General features: G+C 60.5%; 21 protein-coding genes. 13 read left to right on the top strand and 8 right to left on the bottom strand.

The window, feature by feature from the left end; genetic code table 11:
• Positions 1-44: 44 nt before the first annotated feature.
• The 6 genes from rsmA to DFR38_RS10855 all read left to right on the top strand — a co-directional run bounded on the left by rsmA (position 45) and on the right by DFR38_RS10855 (position 6,029).
• Positions 45-818, top strand: coding sequence for a 16S rRNA (adenine(1518)-N(6)/adenine(1519)-N(6))-dimethyltransferase RsmA (gene rsmA / locus DFR38_RS10880; RefSeq protein WP_059285111.1), 774 nt, complete (start codon positions 45-47; stop codon positions 816-818).
• A gap of 328 nt (positions 819-1,146) precedes the next feature.
• The gene (locus tag DFR38_RS10875) at positions 1,147-2,046 is read left to right on the top strand and encodes a glutamate/aspartate ABC transporter substrate-binding protein (RefSeq protein WP_059285112.1); all 900 of its coding nucleotides are present in this window, start codon (positions 1,147-1,149) and stop codon (positions 2,044-2,046) included.
• Positions 2,047-2,285: 239 nt separating this feature from the next.
• Entirely contained in the window at positions 2,286-3,029 is a 744-nt protein-coding gene (locus DFR38_RS10870) for an amino acid ABC transporter permease (protein ID WP_059285135.1), read from the top strand.
• Positions 3,029-3,700, top strand: a complete 672-nt coding sequence (locus DFR38_RS10865) for an ABC transporter permease subunit (RefSeq protein ID WP_059285113.1) — start codon at positions 3,029-3,031, stop codon at positions 3,698-3,700. The genes DFR38_RS10870 and DFR38_RS10865 overlap by 1 nt, the downstream gene beginning before the upstream one ends.
• Before the next feature lie 5 nt (positions 3,701-3,705).
• The gene (locus DFR38_RS10860) at positions 3,706-4,440 is read left to right on the top strand and encodes an amino acid ABC transporter ATP-binding protein (protein WP_110313389.1); all 735 of its coding nucleotides are present in this window, start codon (positions 3,706-3,708) and stop codon (positions 4,438-4,440) included.
• 377 nt (positions 4,441-4,817) lie between these two features.
• The gene (locus DFR38_RS10855; RefSeq protein ID WP_059285114.1) at positions 4,818-6,029 is read left to right on the top strand and encodes an EAL and HDOD domain-containing protein; all 1,212 of its coding nucleotides are present in this window, start codon (positions 4,818-4,820) and stop codon (positions 6,027-6,029) included.
• 15 nt (positions 6,030-6,044) lie between these two features.
• On the opposite strand, the gene DFR38_RS10850 is transcribed toward DFR38_RS10855, so the two are convergent.
• The 3 genes from DFR38_RS10850 to DFR38_RS10840 all read right to left on the bottom strand — a co-directional run bounded on the left by DFR38_RS10850 (position 6,045) and on the right by DFR38_RS10840 (position 9,950).
• Complete coding sequence (locus tag DFR38_RS10850) at positions 6,045-7,670, bottom strand: response regulator (RefSeq protein WP_059285115.1); 1,626 nt, start codon at positions 7,668-7,670, stop codon at positions 6,045-6,047.
• A 68-nt stretch (positions 7,671-7,738) separates the two neighbouring features.
• Positions 7,739-8,875 (bottom strand): PilT/PilU family type 4a pilus ATPase, encoded by a 1,137-nt coding sequence (locus DFR38_RS10845; protein ID WP_059285136.1) that lies wholly within the window; start codon positions 8,873-8,875, stop codon positions 7,739-7,741.
• Between the two features lie 37 nt (positions 8,876-8,912).
• Complete coding sequence (locus tag DFR38_RS10840) at positions 8,913-9,950, bottom strand: type IV pilus twitching motility protein PilT (protein ID WP_059285116.1); 1,038 nt, start codon at positions 9,948-9,950, stop codon at positions 8,913-8,915.
• 159 nt (positions 9,951-10,109) lie between these two features.
• Here DFR38_RS10840 and DFR38_RS10835 point away from each other — a divergent pair, with 159 nt between their 5' ends.
• The 6 genes from DFR38_RS10835 (at position 10,110) to aroG (ending at position 14,516) form a co-directional block, all read left to right on the top strand.
• Entirely contained in the window at positions 10,110-10,805 is a 696-nt protein-coding gene (locus DFR38_RS10835; protein WP_059285117.1) for a YggS family pyridoxal phosphate-dependent enzyme, read from the top strand.
• A gap of 90 nt (positions 10,806-10,895) precedes the next feature.
• A complete protein-coding gene (gene proC / locus DFR38_RS10830; RefSeq protein WP_059285118.1) occupies positions 10,896-11,699 on the top strand; it encodes a pyrroline-5-carboxylate reductase in 804 nt (267 codons plus the stop codon).
• Between the two features lie 6 nt (positions 11,700-11,705).
• Entirely contained in the window at positions 11,706-12,284 is a 579-nt protein-coding gene (locus tag DFR38_RS10825) for a YggT family protein (RefSeq protein WP_059285119.1), read from the top strand.
• A 77-nt stretch (positions 12,285-12,361) separates the two neighbouring features.
• Positions 12,362-12,667 carry a c-type cytochrome gene (locus DFR38_RS10820; protein WP_059285120.1) on the top strand — a complete coding sequence of 102 codons (306 nt, stop codon included), beginning with the start codon at positions 12,362-12,364 and terminating at the stop codon, positions 12,665-12,667.
• 202 nt (positions 12,668-12,869) lie between these two features.
• Positions 12,870-13,280, top strand: a complete 411-nt coding sequence (gene dksA / locus DFR38_RS10815; protein WP_045845893.1) for an RNA polymerase-binding protein DksA — start codon at positions 12,870-12,872, stop codon at positions 13,278-13,280.
• Between the two features lie 159 nt (positions 13,281-13,439).
• Positions 13,440-14,516: a 3-deoxy-7-phosphoheptulonate synthase AroG gene (gene aroG / locus DFR38_RS10810; protein WP_059285121.1), complete on the top strand. Its 1,077-nt coding sequence runs from the start codon at positions 13,440-13,442 to the stop codon at positions 14,514-14,516.
• 241 nt (positions 14,517-14,757) lie between these two features.
• Here the strand turns inward: aroG and DFR38_RS10805 are convergent, their stop codons facing one another.
• Positions 14,758-15,717: a DMT family transporter gene (locus tag DFR38_RS10805; RefSeq protein ID WP_059285122.1), complete on the bottom strand. Its 960-nt coding sequence runs from the start codon at positions 15,715-15,717 to the stop codon at positions 14,758-14,760.
• A 198-nt stretch (positions 15,718-15,915) separates the two neighbouring features.
• Here DFR38_RS10805 and DFR38_RS10800 point away from each other — a divergent pair, with 198 nt between their 5' ends.
• On the top strand, positions 15,916-16,857 hold the full coding sequence (locus DFR38_RS10800) for a LysR substrate-binding domain-containing protein (protein WP_059285123.1): 942 nt from the start codon (positions 15,916-15,918) through the stop codon (positions 16,855-16,857).
• Here the strand turns inward: DFR38_RS10800 and mobA are convergent.
• The 4 genes from mobA to DFR38_RS10780 are packed head-to-tail and all read right to left on the bottom strand — an operon-like array spanning position 16,805 to position 18,291.
• Positions 16,805-17,386 (bottom strand): molybdenum cofactor guanylyltransferase MobA, encoded by a 582-nt coding sequence (gene mobA, locus DFR38_RS10795; RefSeq protein ID WP_059285124.1) that lies wholly within the window; start codon positions 17,384-17,386, stop codon positions 16,805-16,807. The two genes, DFR38_RS10800 and mobA, sit on opposite strands and share 53 nt — an antisense overlap.
• Positions 17,383-17,841: a molybdenum cofactor biosynthesis protein MoaE gene (locus DFR38_RS10790; protein WP_059285125.1), complete on the bottom strand. Its 459-nt coding sequence runs from the start codon at positions 17,839-17,841 to the stop codon at positions 17,383-17,385. The genes mobA and DFR38_RS10790 overlap by 4 nt, the downstream gene beginning before the upstream one ends.
• Before the next feature lies 1 nt (position 17,842).
• Complete coding sequence (locus DFR38_RS10785; protein WP_059285126.1) at positions 17,843-18,094, bottom strand: MoaD/ThiS family protein; 252 nt, start codon at positions 18,092-18,094, stop codon at positions 17,843-17,845.
• Positions 18,091-18,291 (bottom strand): hypothetical protein, encoded by a 201-nt coding sequence (locus DFR38_RS10780; RefSeq protein ID WP_059285127.1) that lies wholly within the window; start codon positions 18,289-18,291, stop codon positions 18,091-18,093. Before DFR38_RS10780 ends, DFR38_RS10785 begins: the two co-directional genes overlap by 4 nt.
• Between the last annotated feature and the right edge of the window lie 23 nt (positions 18,292-18,314).

The raw sequence follows: 18,314 nt of genomic DNA, 5'->3' as shown, positions 1-18,314 counted from the left end.
CCGCTGAGGGTTTACAATTCAGGCAATTCTTATTTCGAGCTTCCATGAGCCAACATATTCCCCGCAAACGCTTTGGCCAGAATTTTCTGCAAGATGCCAGCGTGATTGAAAACATCGTGCATGCGGTCAATCCGCAGCCGGACGATGTGGTCATCGAAATCGGTCCCGGTCTGGGCGCCATCACCAAACCGCTGCTGGAGCGCCTGCCGCATCTGCATGTGGCGGAAATCGACCGCGACATCATCGCCCGGCTGAAAAAGGAATTTCCGCCGGAACGCCTGACCATCCATGAAGGCGATGCCCTCAAGTTCGACTTCGGCTCCATTAGCGAGGGTGCGTTCAAGATTGTCGGCAACCTGCCCTATAACATCTCCACCCCGCTGCTGTTCCACCTGGCCAGCTTTGGCCAGCGCGTGACCGACATGCACTTCATGTTGCAAAAGGAAGTGGTGGACCGCATGCTGGCCGAGCCGTCCACCACCGATTTCGGCCGCCTCACGGTGATGTTGCAGTACCGCTTTGAAATGGAGCTGGTGCTGAATGTGCCGCCGGATGCCTTCTGGCCGCCACCGAAGGTGGATTCGGCCGTGGTGCGCATGATTCCGGCGCCGGGCCGCTGCGGCGTGGCCAAGGACGAAAAAGCCCTGGAAGAGCTGGTGACCAAGGCTTTCTCGCAGCGCCGCAAGACCCTGCGCAACAATCTGAAAGGCGTGCTGGAACTGGCCGATTTCGAGGCGCTGGGCATAGACCCCGGCCTGCGTCCGGAAAACCTGGCGGTGGAAGACTTCGTGCGCATGGCGAACCACCTGTCCGCCTGAACTGTCGCAAGCAATTGACAAGTGCGGTCCATATGGCCGCACTTGTTGCAGTGCCACTTGCATACTGTCGCCACTGGCCGCAGAATCGCAAACCTTTCACCCCGGCCTGGTCGGGGTGTGCAGTCATACAGGGAGAGCCGCCCGCATAAAGAGGCGGTGACTGTAAGCAGGATGCCGGTATTTGGCTGGGGGCAGGCAAACGGGGGTTTGCCGCATTGCTCCAGGGTCAAAGCCCATCCTGTTGCTGGAGTATCCAGCCTATAACAGCAGTGTCCGCGGTCTTCGGGCCAAGGGCAGTGATCGATCAAGGACCCCAGGAGAAACTTATATGAAGCTTTGCACCCGTCTTATCTCTGCAGCAACCCTGGCCGCTCTGGCCAGCACCCCGGCCATGGCCGCCGAACTGACCGGCACCCTGAAAAAGATCAAGGATTCCGGCGTCATCGTACTGGGCAACCGCGATGCCTCCATTCCTTTCTCCTACTACGACAATAACCAGAAGCCCATTGGCTACTCGGTAGACCTGGCCAACAAGGTTGTCGAAGGCGTGAAGAAAGAGCTGAAGATGCCCAATCTGCAGGTCAAGTACAATCTGGTGACCTCGCAGACCCGTATTCCGCTGGTACAGAACGGTACTGTCGATCTGGAATGTGGCTCCACCACCAATAATGCCGAGCGCCAGAAACAAGTGGCCTTCTCGGTGGGCATCTTTGAAATCGGCACCCGTCTGCTGACCGCCAAGACTTCCGGCGTGAAAGACTTTGCCGACCTCAAGGGCAAGAACGTGGTGACCACCGCCGGCACCACCTCCGAGCGCCTGCTCAAGTCCATGAATGCCGACAAGCAAATGGGCATGAACATCATCTCCGCCAAGGATCATGGCGAATCCTTCCTGATGCTGGAATCCGGCCGTGCTGTTGCCTTCATGATGGACGACGCCCTGCTGTACGGTGAAATGGCCAAGGCCAAGAACCCTGCCAACTGGGTGGTGACCGGCAAGCCGCAGTCCTTCGAAATCTACGGCTGCATGCTGCGCAAGGACGACGCTGCCTTCAAGAAGGTGGTGGACGATGCCATCAAGGCCACCTACAAGTCTGGCGAAGTGAACAAGATCTACGCCAAGTGGTTCACCAGCCCGGTTCCGCCCAAGGGCCTGAACCTGAATTTCCCGATGTCCGATGTGGTGAAGGAACTGATCGCCAAGCCGACCGACAAGGCCGCCGAATAAGCGATTCCTTCCTGTAGTGCAGATGCTGAGCCGGCCGATGCCGGCTCAATTGCTGCCTGTTTTCCCCTCGTGCTACCAGCTATAACGGCAGCACGGGAGGCGGCGTTGCGTCTGCCCTGGCTGCCTGCTCAAGCTCATTGCAGGCAGGGACTTCATCCGGCCTTCATGTCTTCCCGTTGGCGGGAGGCATGCTGCTGTCGGCAGCAGACCCCTGCGTCTGCTTGCATCTGGAGAAAAACATGAATTACCACTGGGACTGGGGCATCTTCTTCAAGTCCACCGGTGTCGGCAGCGAAATCTACCTGAACTGGTTTGTGTCCGGTCTGGGCTGGACCATCGCCGTGGCGCTGGCCGGCTGGATCATCGCCCTCGCACTCGGCTCGGTGCTGGGCGTGATGCGCACCTTGCCGGGCAAGCTGTTGCCCGCCATTGCCACCGCCTATGTCGAACTGTTCCGCAACGTACCGCTGCTGGTGCAGCTGTTCATCTGGTACTTCCTGGTACCGGACTTGCTGCCCACGCCGCTGGAAATGTGGTTCAAGCAGGGCATCAGCCCGGCAACTTCGGCTTATCTGTCGGTGGTGGTGTGCCTGGGGCTGTTTACCGCAGCCCGGGTGTGCGAGCAGGTGCGTACCGGCATCCAGGCGCTGCCGCGCGGACAGAACAATGCGGCACTGGCCATGGGCTTTTCCACGGCGCAGACCTACCGCTTCGTACTGCTGCCACAGGCTTTCCGCATCATCATTCCGCCACTGACCAGCGAGTTCCTGAACATTTTCAAGAACTCCTCGGTCGCGTCCCTGATCGGCCTGATGGAGCTGCTGGCGCAAACCAAGCAAGTTGCCGAGTTTTCCGCCAATATTTTCGAAGCCTTCACCCTGGCCACGCTGATCTACTTTGTGCTCAACATGAGCCTGATGGGTTTCATGTCCTGGGTGGAAAAGCGGGTGCGTATTCCCGGCATGATGGGAGGTAGCAAATAATGGCCCTCGATTTCAGTCAGATCATCCCCGCCCTGCCCGGCCTGGCCGACGGCATGGCGCTGACGCTCAAACTGCTGGTGATGGCCGTGGGCGGCGGCGTGGTACTGGGTACCCTGCTGGCCCTGGCGCGGCTGTCGGACAACGCGCTGCTGTCGCGGCTGGCCAAGTGGTATGTCAATTATTTCCGCTCGATACCGCTGCTGCTGGTCATCTCCTGGTTCTATCTGGTGGTGCCCATGGTGCTGAGCTGGATCACCGGCGATTTGACCCCGGTGGGCGCCTTCACCTCCTGCCTGGTGGCCTTCGTGATGTTCGAGGCGGCGTATTTCTCCGAGATCGTCCGCGCCGGCATCCAGTCCATTTCGCGTGGGCAGATCAATGCCGCTTACGCCCTGGGCATGACCTACAGCCAGGCCATGCGGCTGGTGATCCTGCCGCAGGCCTTTCGCAAAATGATGCCGCTGTTGTTGCAGCAAAGTATCATCCTGTTCCAGGACACCTCGCTGGTGTATGCGGTCGGTCTGATGGACTTCCTCAATACGGCCCGTTCCAAGGGCGATGTCGTGGGTTTGCCGCATGAATTCCTGCTGTTTGCCGGTGCGGTATACTTCGTGATCAGTTTTGGCGCGTCGCAATGCGTGAAGCGTCTGCAAAAAAGGTTGGCGGTATGAGCGCGATGATTAGCATCAACAATGTAAGCAAGTGGTATGGCGATTTCCAGGTGCTGACCGACTGCACCACTGGCGTGAAAAAAGGCGAAGTGGTGGTGGTATGCGGGCCGTCCGGTTCCGGCAAGTCCACCCTGATCAAGTGCGTCAATGCGCTGGAACCCTTCCAGAAGGGCGAGATCATTGTCGACGGCATCTCGGTGGGCGACCCGAAAACCGATCTGCCCAAGCTGCGCAGCCGGGTCGGCATGGTGTTCCAGCATTTCGAGCTGTTCCCGCATCTGTCCATCACCGAAAACCTAGCCATTGCCCAGGTCAAGGTACTGGGCCGCAGTCAGGAAGAAGCACGCGACAAGGGCCTGAAGCTGCTGGATCGGGTTGGCCTGAAAGCCCATGCCCACAAATTCCCCGGCCAGCTGTCCGGTGGTCAGCAGCAGCGCGTGGCTATTGCCCGTGCGCTGGCGATGGACCCGATTGCCATGCTGTTTGACGAACCGACCAGCGCGCTGGACCCGGAAATGATCAACGAAGTGCTGGACGTGATGACCGAGCTGGCCCAGGAAGGCATGACCATGATGTGCGTCACCCACGAAATGGGCTTTGCCCGGCGTGTGGCACACCGGGTCATCTTCATGGACAAGGGTGCCATCGTGGAAGACTGCGACAAGGATGCCTTTTTTGGCGACATCAATGCCCGCTCCGAGCGGGCACGGCAGTTCCTGTCGAAGATTCTGCAACACTGAGCAGTCTGACCACGCACAAACCCGGCAACGCCGGGTTTTTTTATGCCGGGCCGCTGGCCTGCCTGATCGTGGTGGTGCCGGCTATTTCCGCCAGCTTGCTGTGAGCGGCTGACAAAAGCCCTGCTGCTGCGTTGCGCCGTCTTGCCTTACGCTGAGTACTGTCTGCGCCGGCGCGCCTTGTCCCAGGGCCGCTACGCTATTTTGTTAGCCGCTCTGACAAAAGCGCGGCAATAATGACATTGTTATTGTTATTAATTGATAATACTTACAAATGATGTAAACGTTGTTGTATTATCATCAGAGAAAAAACCCTGCTAACCTCTCTGCACCGCGCCTACACTGACGATAGCGCCAACCCTTTCCAGCCAGACCAGTCCATGTATTCAACCCGTTATCTCGGGCGACAGCCCATCGTCGATGCCAACCAGCAGCTGGTGGCTTACGAACTGTTGTTCCGCTCCAGCCAGGCCAATGTCGCCAGGGTCGACGACGATGTGATGGCCACCACGGCGGTGATCCGCCATGCCTTTGTCGATCTGGGTGTGGGCGAGGTGCTGGGTGACCGCCTGGGTTTCATCAATGTCAGCGAAACCTTGCTGATGGATGATCTGCTGGATGTGTTGCCGTGCGACAAGGTGGTGCTGGAAATACTGGAAACGGTGCAGGTGACCCCACCCTTGTTGGCACGGCTGGCCGAGCTGCGGCAAAAGGGCTTCCGCCTGGCCATGGACGATGTGGTGGAGCTGGATGCCGACCGCCGTGCGCTATTGCCGCTGGTGGACATCGTCAAGATCGATCTGGTGGCGCTCAGCCTGCTGCAATTGCGGCAGCTGGTGGCTGATCTGGCCAGCTTCCCCGGCATATTGCTGGCGGAGAAGGTCGACACGGTGGAACAGTTCGAACTGTGTCGCGAGCTGGGCATCCAGTGGTTCCAGGGCTATTTCTTTGCCCGTCCCACCGTGCTGTCCACCCGCCAGGCCAATGCCAGCCAGCATGCCATGCTCAGCCTGCTGGGCTTGCTGATGAGTGATGCCGACAATGAAGAACTGGCGCAGGCGCTGAAAATGGCACCGGACGTGGTGCTGATGCTGATGAAACTCAGCTCGACTGCCTCGGTCGCCACGCGCCGGCCGGTGGCTTCGGTCAGCGAGGCCATCATGTTGCTGGGGCGGGCCAAGATCAAGCGTTGGTCGATGCTGCTGCTGTTTGCCAGCCATGCCACGGATGTCCAGCCGCAGCGCAACCCGCTGCTGGAGCTGGCGGCCACCCGCGGCCGCATCATGGAACTGCTGGCGGAAGCCTGCTATCCGCAGCGGCCTGATGTCCGGGACAGTGCCTTCATGATCGGCATGCTGTCGCTGGTGGATGTGCTGGTACAGCAGCCCATGGCCGAGGTGATTGCCAGCCTGCCCATCGAGGACAGCCTGAAAGAGGCGGTGCTGGAAGGCCGCCATGTGCTGGGCGAATTGCTGCGCGTGACGCTGAGCCTGGAGGACGATGCCGTGCCGCATCCGGCCGGCTATGACCCGGAAGTGTTGCTGCGGGTGGAAACCCAGGCGCTGGACTGGGTCAACGGCATGTGGCAGTAAAGAAGGCCGGCGCGCTCAGCCCGAGCGGGCTTCTGCCCCGTCCTGTTCGTGCAGCCGGCTGAGCAGGCCCTGCACCCGTTCATTGTCTCTGGGCAGCCAGTCCAGCATCTCGCGCAGCATCTGGTCGTATTCGCCGGTTGGCTGGTTTTTCTTGCGCATTTGTTCGCGCACCCGTAACAGAATGGCGCAGGCATTCATGCCGGTACGCTCGTTGTACAGGCGCATGGCCATTTCATGCAGCATGCGCCCGGCTTCGACGGCCCGGCCTTCCGTGGTCAGTTCCACCGCACGGTTGCTTTGTTCCTGCAGTTCGGCATAAGCGTGTTCGATCAGCTCGCTGCACTGGGCATGCTTGCGAGCGATTTCCAGCAGCGTGGCCAGCTCGTGCCGGCTATAGGCAAAGCGCATGGTGATGGTGCGGGCCCAGCTTGTCAGCAGCTCTGGTTCGAGCAGTGTTTCCGGCAGCCGCACCACCGCGCCCAGAAAACGCTGGGCCGATTCGAAATTGACAAAGGACTTGAGCAGGTCGTTGGCGGCCAGCTTCAGCTGCGCCAGCCCTTCTTCGGCTCTTTGCTGCGCCAGTGCGGTCAGCGCCTTGCAGGTCAGCAGGGTGAATTGCGCTTCCGGGCGCTCGGCCAGGCTGGCGTTGATATCGGCCTGCAAGCGGTCGATATACTGGGTATTGCCGGTTTCGGAATAGGCCTGCAACAGGTCGACCAGCACTTCCGGGCCAAAGAAATTATTGTTGCGGCCGATTTCCACTGCGCGTTGCAGGTATTGCGCCCCTTTTTCCGGATCGCCGGAGCGCAGGGCCGCCGTGCCACAGCTTTTCAGCCGGTGGAAATTGCGCGGCGAGATATTGACTGCTTTCTCCAGCACATCCACCGCCTGGGCGTACTGGCCCTCGTCGATCAGGTTCTGAGCCAGCAGGTCGTAGGCATCGGTATACAGCGGTGCATCCTGGATGATTTCGCGCAGCAGCTCACAGGACTCGCCCTGCATGCCCTGGTCGGCCTGAATGCGCGCCACCCCCATCTTGGCCCAGGGAATCACCTTGCTTTCCAGCAGCGCCTGGTAGATATGCAGCGCTTCACCCTGTCGCCCTTCGCTGACCAGCAGTTCGGCGCACAGGCGGTTGGCATCGATGCGATTCATCGGACCGGGGGCTGCTGCCGCCAGCTGTTGCAGCGTGTTGATGGCGGCACTGCGATTGCCCTTTTCCAGCAGCTCGTGCGCCGGCGCCAGAAAGGTTTTGCGCCGGTGCGCGCTGTTCATGCGCGTCAGCAGCAGATTGGAGTTGAAGGGCTTGAGGATGTAGTCATCCGGGGCCATTTCCGCCGCCGCCACCACCCGCTCGTATTTGCGCTCGCCGGTAATCATGATCCAGATGGTGGACAGCGGCAGGGTGCCGGTCTTGCGCAGGGCCTCCAGCAGCTCCTGGCCATCCATGCCGTCACCCAGGTTGTAGTCGCACAGCACCACATCAAAGCGGCGTCCCTTCAGGCGTGCGCGCCCTTCTGCCGCGCTGCTGACGGCATCGGAACGGGTGATGCCGGCCATGGACAGCATGGTGCGCAGCCCCTGGCGGACGGTGAGGGAGTCCTCGATGATGAGGACGGTGGTGTTTTCGTCAAGGTACATCAGTTATTTTCCAGCCGGCGCGTCCGTCACCCTGCAGGTGCTGACGGGCACGGTTTGTACGGCATATCTCAGACGATATCCAGGTGATCGATGCCTTCCAGTGGATCGCGGCCCTTGGAGCTTTCACTGTACAACTTGATTTTCAGACGCAGGTCGTTGATCGAGTCGGCATTGCGCAGCGCATCCTCGTAACTGATATAGCCCGCTTCGAACAGGTCGAACAGCGACTGGTCGAAGGTTTGCATGCCCGACTCGCGTGAACGGCCCATGACTTCCTTCAGCCCGGCAATTTCACCCTTGAACACCATGTCGGAAATCAACGGCGTGTTCAGTAGGATTTCCACCGCCGCCACCCGGCCGCGGCCGGTCTTGATCGGCAGCAAGCGCTGCGAAATGATGGCGCGCATGTTCAGCGACAAATCCATCAGCACCTGCTGGTGACGCTCTTCCGGGAAGAAGTTCAGAATGCGGTCCAGCGCCTGGTTGGCATTGTTGGCGTGCAGCGTGGCCAGGCACAGGTGGCCGGTTTCGGCAAATTGCAGCGCGTAGCCCATGGTTTCGCGGTCGCGGATTTCCCCCATCAGAATCACGTCCGGCGCCTGGCGCAGGGTGTTTTTCAGCGCGATTTCCCAGTCTTCGGTATCCACGCCCACCTCGCGCTGGGTGACGATGCACTTCTTGTGCTGATGCACGTATTCGATGGGGTCTTCGATGGTGATGATGTGATCCTGGTTGTGGCTGTTGCGCCAGTCAACCAGTGCCGCCAGCGAGGTGGATTTGCCCGAGCCGGTACCGCCGACGAAAATCACCAGGCCGCGCTTGATCAGCGCAATATCCTGCAATACATCCGGCAGGTTCAGCTTGTCGAAAGTGGGAATCTCGGTATTGATCTTGCGCATCACCATGCCGGCACAGCCCTGCTGGATAAAGGCGCTGACCCGGAAACGGCCCAGTCCCGGCGGGTTGATGGCGAAGTTGGCCTCTTTTTTCGATTCGAACTCTTCGGTCTGGCGGTCGTTCATCACCGAGCGCACCAGTTCCTTGGTGTGCTGCGCCGACAGCGGCTGCGGGGCCACCGGGGTGATCTTGCCGTCTATCTTCATGGCCGGGGGAAATTCGGCGGAAATGAAGATATCGGAGGCATTCTTGCCCACCGCATGCTTGAGCAGATCGTGAATGAATTTTGATGCCTGGTCTTTTTCCATGATGGCCATCCGGGCTGGCTAGCTTGCCTGCTGAAGTTTAGAACGCATCCTTGGATGCCGCCTTCTGGCGCGCCTCGTTCGGGGTCACGATATTGCGCCGCACCAGCTCCTGCAGGCACTGGTCCAGCGTCTGCATGCCGTGTTGCTGGCCGGTCTGGATCATCGAATTGATCTGGGCGATCTTGTTTTCGCGGATCAGGTTACGGATGGCTGCCGTGCCGATCATGATTTCATGGGCCGCCACCCGGCCATTGCCGTCCTTGGTTTTCAGCAGGGTTTGCGAAATCACCGCCCGCACCGATTCCGACAGCATGGAGCGCACCATCTCCTTTTCACCGGCCGGAAACACGTCAACGATACGGTCAATGGTCTTGGCGGCCGAACTGGTATGCAGCGTGCCAAACACCAGGTGGCCGGTTTCCGCCGCGGTCAGTGCCAGCCGGATGGTTTCCAGATCACGCAATTCGCCCACCAGGATCACATCCGGGTCCTCACGCAGCGCCGAGCGCAAGGCATTGGAAAAACTGTGGGTCTGCAAGCCGACTTCCCGCTGGTTGATCAGCGACTTCTTGCTGTCATGCACGAATTCGATCGGGTCTTCCACCGTCAGGATGTGCGAATAATTGTTCTCGTTGACGAAATCCACCATCGCCGCCAGCGTGGTGGACTTGCCCGAGCCGGTCGGGCCGGTCACCAGCACCAGGCCGCGCGGATAGCTGGCGATGTCCTGGAAGATTTTCGGCGCACCCAGCTGTTCCAGCGTCAGCACCTTGGACGGAATCACCCGGAACACCGCACCCATGCCGCGGTTCTGTACAAAGGCATTCACCCGGAAACGGGCAATGCCCGGCAGCTCGAAGGAGAAGTCACACTCGAACTCGTCCTCGAAAATCTTGCGCTGGTAGTCGTTCATGATGTCGTACACCATATCGTGCACATCATGATGATCCAGCGGCGGCAGATTGATGCGCCGCACGTCGCCATGGACCCGGATCATGGGTGGCAGACCGGCGGACAGGTGCAGGTCCGATGCCTTGTTCTTGACGGTAAAGGCCAAGAGCTCGGAAATTTCCATTTATAATTTCTCCACGATTACCCGGCGGTGGGCATGACGCTAAGGTTTTTTGCGATTGTAAGCGCAAGCTGTTGCAAAAGGATATGTGGACAGCAATCTAAGCATCAGGTCCCGCTGTTTTCTTTGTAGAGACAGCCCGCCATCGCCACAAGGAACACCATGAGCGATTCCGTCGCACACGCCATCGAACACGTCCGTCAGCAGATCCACGCCGCCGAAGCCGCCGCCGGGCGTGAGGCCGGCAGCGTCCGCCTGCTGGCCGTGAGCAAGACCTTCCCCGCCAGTGCCGTGCAGCAGGCTTATGCCGCCGGACAGCGGGCTTTTGGTGAAAATTATGTGCAAGAGCTGCAGGCCAAGGCGAGCGAGCTGGCCGCGCTGGATATAGAGTGGCACTTCATCGGGCCGCTGCAATCCAACAAGACCCGCATCGTGGCGGAAACCGCGCACTGGGTGCATTCCATCGAACGGCTGAAGATTGCCCAGCGCCTGTCCGAGCAACGCCCGGACAGCCTGCCGCCGCTGCAGGTATGCGTGCAGGTGAATGTATCCGGTGAAGCCAGCAAGAGCGGCTGTGCCCCGCAGGAGGCTAAAGAGCTGGCACTGGCGGTGGCGGCGCTGCCACGGCTGCAACTGCGCGGGCTGATGTGCATTCCCGAGCCTACCGAAGATGCGCAAAAGCTGGCTGGCCAGTTTGCCTTGCTGCAGCAATTGCAACAGGAATTGCGCACGGCCGGTCTTGCATTGGATACTGTATCCATGGGGATGTCCGCTGACATGGCACAAGCCATTGCCGCGGGCAGCACCATGGTGCGCGTTGGTACTGCCATTTTCGGGGCGCGCCACTATCATTCATAAATTGGCATTCATCAGCTGGTATTCATCAGCGGACAAGCGGCCTGCAGCTCGGCCGGCCCGCCTACAAGAGTCAAAGAGGAAAAACAGGCAATGCAGATTACCTTCATCGGCGGCGGCAATATGGCCACGGCCATCATTGGCGGACTTCACCAGCAGGGCGGCCACCAGATCCATGTGGTGGACCCGAATGACGCCAAGCTGGCCGAGCTGGCCCGTGATTTTGGCGTGAGCACATCCGCCAGCCTGCCCGAACAGCTGTCGGCAGACGATATCGTGCTGCTGGCGGTCAAGCCGCAGCAGCTCAAGGAAGTGTGCCAGGCACTGGCCCCGCGCCTGAATGGCGGCATGGTGTTGTCCATCGCTGCCGGCATCCGTTGCGATGCCATGGCGCGCTGGCTGGGTAGCGAGCGCATCGTGCGCGTGATGCCCAATACCCCGGCCATGGTGGGCAAGGGGGTTTCCGGCCTGTATGCCGCCCCTGGTACCAGCGCCGCCGACCGCGAGCATGCCGACACCATCATGCAGGCTGCCGGCATCACGGTATGGCTGGACAAGGAAGAAGGCATCGACGACATTACCTGCGTTTCCGGTAGTGGCCCGGCCTATGTCTTCTACTTTATCGAAAGCATGATCGAAGCGGCGGAACAGGCCGGCTTTGCTGCCGACGAAGCCCGCCGCCTGGTGCTGGCCACCTTTGACGGTGCGGTGGAGCTGGCGCGCCAGAGTCCGCTGCCGGTGGCTACCTTGCGCACCAATGTCATGTCCAAGGGCGGTACCACCGAGCGCGCCATCAGCCGCTTCGAGGCCGAAGGCGTCAAGGCGGCCATCATCGCCGGTGCCATGGACTGCCGTGACCGCTCCATCGAAATGGGCCAACAACTCAGTCAGGATTAAAGCTTCATGTTTCTGGAAACCGTGCAATTTCTGATCAAGACCATCGCCGACCTGTTCGTGCTGGTATTGCTGCTGCGTTTTTACCTGCAAGTGGCACGGGCGCCGTTCAAGCACCCCCTGTGCCAGTTTGTCATGGCGGCCACCAATTTTGCCGTGCTGCCGCTGCGCAAGCTGGTGCCATCGCTGCGCGGTTACGACAGTGCCACCATGCTGCTGGCCTGGCTGGTCAGCATGGTTTCCAGCGTGATCATCCTGGCATTCAACCCCATGTACACCCTGGCGGCACCGGAAACCTGGCTGGCGCTGTCCTTGCTGGCCGTGCTGGATGTGTTCAAGCAGTCGCTGACCTTGCTGATGGGCGCGGTCATCGTACAGGCCGTGCTCAGCTGGGTGAACCCTTATAACCCGCTCACTCCCATCCTGGATGCGCTTACCCGGCCGTTTCTCAAACCCTTCCGTCGCGCCACTGTAGGCGGGGTCGATCTGTCGCCGCTGATTCTCTTCCTGATCATCCAGGTGGTGCTGATGCTGCCGGTGCAGTACCTGGAAAACAGCTTCTTGATGCAACTCAAGGTGGCGATGTAGTAAATATGTTTATTTGTCATGCTCAGTCACATCTGAAAAGATGTAGAGACATTTCCTAAATGATCTGGAGAATCGTGATGAAGAAAATGCTGCTTGCTGCCCTGTTGCTGGGTACTGCTGCTGCGCCTGCCATGGCCAATCTGGCGCTGGCACAAAAGAACAACTGCCTGTCCTGTCATGCAGTTGACCACAAGGTGGTCGGCCCGGCCTACAAGGACGTAGCCAAGAAATACGCTGGCGACAAGGGTGCGGAAGCCAAGCTGATCGCCAAGGTGAAGGCCGGTGGTTCCGGCGTTTGGGGCCCGATTCCGATGCCGCCGAACTCCCAGGTCAGCGATGCCGACATCAAGACCCTGGTCAAGTGGGTTCTGTCGCAAAAATAAGCATCATGCAGTAGCACCAGGCGGCCCCAGGCCGCCTTTTTCATGTGACAGGCTTGTTACCGGCCTGGAATGGCGCTATACCGATTGTCAGCAGCAGGTGATGACGAAGAAGGTGAATTGTCGTTGGCAGTTGCACAAATCCGATACCGTGGGTAATCTTCTTCGCCTGTCTGCCAACTCTCATGCTGGAAGCACCAAAATTATGGCCAAGCTGACCGAACAAGATATTCTCAACTGGGAAGGCGATGATTACATGAACGCCGACCATCTTGAGTTCTTCAAAGACCGGTTGTTGCAGATGCAGCAGGAGTTGTTGATCAACGCCAATGCCACTGCCAACCATTTGCAAGAGCAGGAAGCAACCCCGGACCCTGCGGACCGGGCCACGCTGGAAGAAGAGTATGCACTGGAGCTGCGCACCCGCGACCGCGAGCGCAAGCTGCTGCAGAAGATCCAGGCCTCCATCCGTCAGATTGACGATGGTTCCTACGGTTTCTGCGAAGACACCGGTGAGCCCATCGGCCTGCGCCGCCTGATGGCCCGTCCCACCGCCACCCTGTCGGTGGAAGCCCAGGAACGCCGCGAACGCATGAAGCGTCAGTACGCAGACTGATACTCTGCGGCGTTCTGCCCAACAAAGCGTCATCGCCTTGCGATGGCGCTTTTTGTTTTTTTGCCGGAGCTTGTCAAGTACATAAGGGCTTGTCGGCCTTGGCTGGTACGGGTATCTTGCTGCTATGCAAGGTAAAAACGATATCAGCTAGGGACAAACATGCAACGCCAGACCGACGACGTAAGAATCAGCGAAATCAAAGAGTTACTGCCGCCCATCGCCCATCTGTACGAACTGCCGATTACCGAAACCGCTTCCGAAGTCATCTACACCACGCGCAAGGACATCGCGGCCCTGCTGCGCGGCGAGGATGACCGTCTGCTGGTGGTCATCGGCCCCTGTTCCATCCACGATCCGGAAGCGGCCATCGAATACGCGCGCAAACTCTCCACCCTGCGCAACAGCCTGGCGGGCGAGCTGGTGGTGGTGATGCGTGTCTACTTTGAAAAACCGCGTACCACGGTGGGCTGGAAGGGTCTGATCAATGACCCGCACCTGAACGAATCCTACGATATCAATACCGGCCTGCGCCTGGCGCGCCGCCTGCTGCTGACGCTCAACGACATGGGCATTCCGGCAGCCACCGAATTCCTCGACATGATCACCCCGCAATACTTTGCCGACCTGATCAGCTGGGGTGCCATCGGTGCCCGTACCACCGAAAGCCAGGTACACCGCGAGCTGGCCTCCGGCCTGTCCTGCCCGGTGGGCTTCAAGAATGGTACCGACGGCAACCTGAAAATTGCCGTGGATGCCATCCGCTCGGCCAGCGTGTCGCACCACTTCCTGTCGGTGACCAAGACCGGTCACTCCGCCATTGTGTCCACCGGCGGCAATCCGGATTGCCATGTCATCCTGCGTGGTGGCAAGGAACCCAATTATTCCGCCGAGCACGTGCGCGCCGCTGCGGCCGAACTGGCGGCCGTGGGCCTGCCGCAAAAGCTGATGGTGGATTTCAGCCATGCCAACAGCCGCAAGGACTATCGTCGCCAGATGGAAGTGGCCGACGATGTGGCCGCCCAGATGGCCGCCGGCGATCAGCACATCTTCGGGGTGATGGTGGAAAGCCACCTGGTGGAAGGCCGTCAGGATCTGAAGCCCGGCTGTGAGCTGAATTATGGCCAGAGCATCACCGATGCCTGCATCGGTTGGGATGATACCGAGAAGCTGCTCACCACCCTGGCCGATGCGGTCAAGGCCCGTCGCGCCAAGCTGGGTACGGCCGGCGGCAAGTAAGCTGCTGTTTCTCTCAGTAAAAAACGCTGCCTTGGCAGCGTTTTTCAGGCTGCTAATAAAGTGATTTGGTGCGATTGCACTGGGCCCGGCAAAGCCGGGCCTTTCGACTAAGATATTGCTTTCGCAGCCTTCCCATCTATTCCCAATCCCCCCGCCCTTGCCCTGCCAATTTGAAGAAAGGAGCCTCGCTTTCCTTCCGGAAAGCGAGAGGGGGTTTGTCTCTGTGCGGCACTCGCCGGAATCAACTCCCCTGCCAGGCCGGCATGGCTTGCTCTTCTGCTGGCGTGGCATGCCGCCTTACCGCCCAGCACACGCCGCCCAGCAACAACAGCATGGCAGCCAGCTCCAGCGGCCGTGGCCAGCGTTGCAGCCAGACAAAGCCATACAGCAAGGCAAAGACGGTTTCAAACACGATCAGCTGGCCGGACAGCGTGGGCGGCAGACGGCGGGCGGCGGCATACCACAAGGCATTGGCCAGCCAGGAGCCACCCAGTGCGCAGCCGGCAGCGGCCAGCCAGAACAGCTGCCAGTGCTGGGCCGTAGTGGCATGGCTGACCATGGGCAGGCCCAGCCAGTGGCAAGCCAGCCACAGCAGCAGCCCCATCACCCCGGTGACCATGCCCAGCAGGCAGGACCATTCATGGCTATCGAAGCAAGGCCGCCGGCGCAGATAGCGGGCGTTGCTGGCGGCAAACCAGCTCCAGCTGGCCAGCGCACCCAGTGCGGCCAGCACCCCGCTCAGCCGCGCCCAGCTGCTCTCACCGCCATGGCTGCCGCCAAAGGTATCGATATTGATGCAGACAATGCCGGCCAGCACCAGCGCCAGCGGCCAGCGTAACTGGCGCAGCGACAAGGCGCCTTCATCCTTCAGCCCCAGCAGGGTGATGGTGACCGGCAGCACGCCGACAATCAGCGAAGCCGGGGCGATGCCCACCAGCTGGATGGCGGCGGCCAGCAGGATGAAATACAGCAGATTGCCCACCAGCGACAGCCGCGCCAGCATCAGCACATCCTCGCGCTGCAGCCGCGCACGCAGCCGGCTGGCCAGCGGTAGCGCCAGCAGCAGGGAAATCAAGCCATACAGGCTGAAGCGCACCGCGCACAGCAGCCAGGGGCTGAATTCCGGCAATACCTGCGGCACCATCAGCACCAGTCCCCACACGGCCCCGGCCATGGCGGCATATCCCACACCTTGTTTCATCTGCTTGTTTCCTGTCTGCCCGTCACCAGCACAAGACTAAGCGGCAGCCCGCTGGCAGACAAAGGATATCTCGGCATTGACGCATTCCCTGCAGGAATGGCTTGCCAGTAATTGCCGCATCTGGATTAATGCGATGGCAATGACAGGATGCGGATCGGGAATGCCACCATGCGGTGGTCACAATGGGGAGGAGCTGGCATGAGTCGTTATCTGAAAAACCTGCCACCGCTGGAAAGCCTGATTCATTTCGAGGCGGTACTGCGCAATGGCAGCTTTACCAAGGCGGCCACCGAGCTGTGCGTGACGCAGAGCGCAGTCAGCAAGCAGATCCGTACGCTGGAGGACTGGCTCAAGCTGCCGCTGTTCGAGCGGCTGGTGCGCGGCATCCAGCCCACGCCGGCCGGGCTGGCGCTGCAGCGCGAGGTGTCTCCCATGCTGCAATCGCTGTTGCACAGCGTGGCACGGCTGCAGGCCGAGCATAACCGCCACACGCTCACCGTGAACTGCACCCATGCCGTGGCGCAGTTCTGGCTGTTCCCGCGCCTGGTGGCCTTCAGCCAGCAGCATCCCGACATTACCGTCAATATCCACGCCAGCAACAGCATGGACGAGGCCAGCGTGGCGGAGTACGACTTTGCCATTTTCTATGGTGACGGGCGCTGGAGTTCGCTGGCGGCCGAGCCCTTGTTTCCCGAGATTGTTTACCCGGTGTACAGCGCCCAGCTCGACTACCCGGCGGTTACCCAGGTGGAGCAGCTGGCCGCCCTGCCGCTGATCCAGCTGGACTCCTCGGCCTGGAACTGCATCAACTGGCATGACTGGTTCGGCCATTTCGGTCTGGCCTATACCCCGCCGGCACGGGTGCCGATGTTCAATCAGGTGACGCTGGCCTTCAATGCGGTGCTGCAAGGCATGGGCATAGGGCTGGGCTGGGAATTCATGGCGCATGACCTGCTGCAGCAGGGGGTGCTCAAGCGCCTGGGGCCGTTTGCCTTTGTCAGCGGCAAGGTGGACTTTCTCGCCCATCCCCGCCACAAATCACTGAGCGACAATGCCCGGCTGTTCAAGCACTGGCTGCTGGACAGTGTCAGCCAGCCGGCCACTGCCGTTCCAGCTGACGGACGTCATCCAGGGTATTGAGATTGGCAAAGGGCTGAGCGAACGGCACGGTATCGTGTTGCAGCCCGGCCAGCCAGCCACGGATGGAGCGGCTACCTTGTTGCAGGTAGTCCAGCAGCGAGGGTTGCAGCCCGGCTTGCAGCGCCAGCAGGCTGGGATGCCATTGGGCCGGGTCGCTGGCGCTGACCACCTGTTGCCCCGGCAGGGCCGCCAGCAGGCGGGCAGCAAAATCTACCGGCAGCACAAGCGCATCGCAGGGCAGCAGCAGCAGGGTGGCGTCCGGTGCCGCCTGCATGCCCGCCAGCAAGCCAGCCAGCGGGCCAGGGTAATCAGGCAGGCTGTCCGGCAATACCGCATGCCCGTACGCCGCGTATTCATCCAGATGGCGATTGGCAGAAATCAGGATGTGTTGTGGCGGCTGGCTTTGTTGCGCCAGTGCTTGCAAGGTATGCGCGATCAGCGGCCGGCCGGCCAGCTTCACCAGCCCCTTGTCCACCCCGCCCATGCGGCGGGCCTGCCCGCCGGCCAGAATCAATGCGGTGTAGCTCATTGCCAGCGGCCGCTGGCAGCCTGATCGCTGTGTTTGGCTTCCACCCAGTGGGCGCTGCCATCCTGCAGGATTTCCTTCTTCCAGAAGGGGGCGGCGGTCTTGAGAAAGTCCATCAGGAATTCCGCCGCGGCAAAGGCATCCTTGCGATGGCTGCAGGCGGTGACCACCAGCACGATGGGCTCGCCCAGCGCGAGATAACCGATGCGATGGATGATGGTGGCGGCTTGCAGCTGCCAGCGCTCCCGCGCCTGTCCGATGATGGCGTGCAGGGCTTTTTCCGTCATGCCCGGATAGTGCTCCAGCTCCAGTGCAGCCACATCCTGCCGGTCGCCATAATCGCGCACCAGGCCGCTGAAACTCACCACTGCGCCGCAGGCCGGATTGCGCGACAGCCGGTCGATTTCCGCTCCGGCATCAAAGCGCCCGCTTTGCACGCTTACAGTAAAGGGCGACATCTCAGCCCCCGGTCACGGGTGGGAAGATGGCAACTTCATCGCCATCACGCAGTGCACTGTCCGGGCCGGCCAGCTCCTGATTGCAGGCCACGCGGAATGTCTTGCCATGGCCCAGTTCCGTGGCCCAGCTGCCACCACGCTGGCGCAGCTCCACCAATAGTTCGGCCACGCTTGTCGCGTCGGTTTCCAGACTTTCCTGGCTGGTGCCAAAGCTGTCTTTCAGCCGGGCAAAATACACCATGTTCAGTTTCATGACTTGTCTTCCGCTTGTGTGCTGGCCTTGCCATGTCCCAGCAACATGATCCACAGATGAAAACCCAGTCCCAGCAATGGCACCACGGCCAGCAGGACGACGAAAAACCATTCCAGGGGAGATAAGAGATCGGCCATGGCTGCAGTGTAAGCAATGGCGTGGCCTGCGCCAATGCTGCTGATGGGGGAGATGGTCATGCTGCGGTCGGCCAGTATGGCGC

The organism is Aquitalea magnusonii (genome assembly GCF_003202035.1).
Classification (GTDB): domain Bacteria; phylum Pseudomonadota; class Gammaproteobacteria; order Burkholderiales; family Chromobacteriaceae; genus Aquitalea; species Aquitalea magnusonii.
The sequence above is the reverse complement of the archived record's forward strand: the minus strand, read 5'-3'. Positions and strand labels throughout refer to the sequence as shown.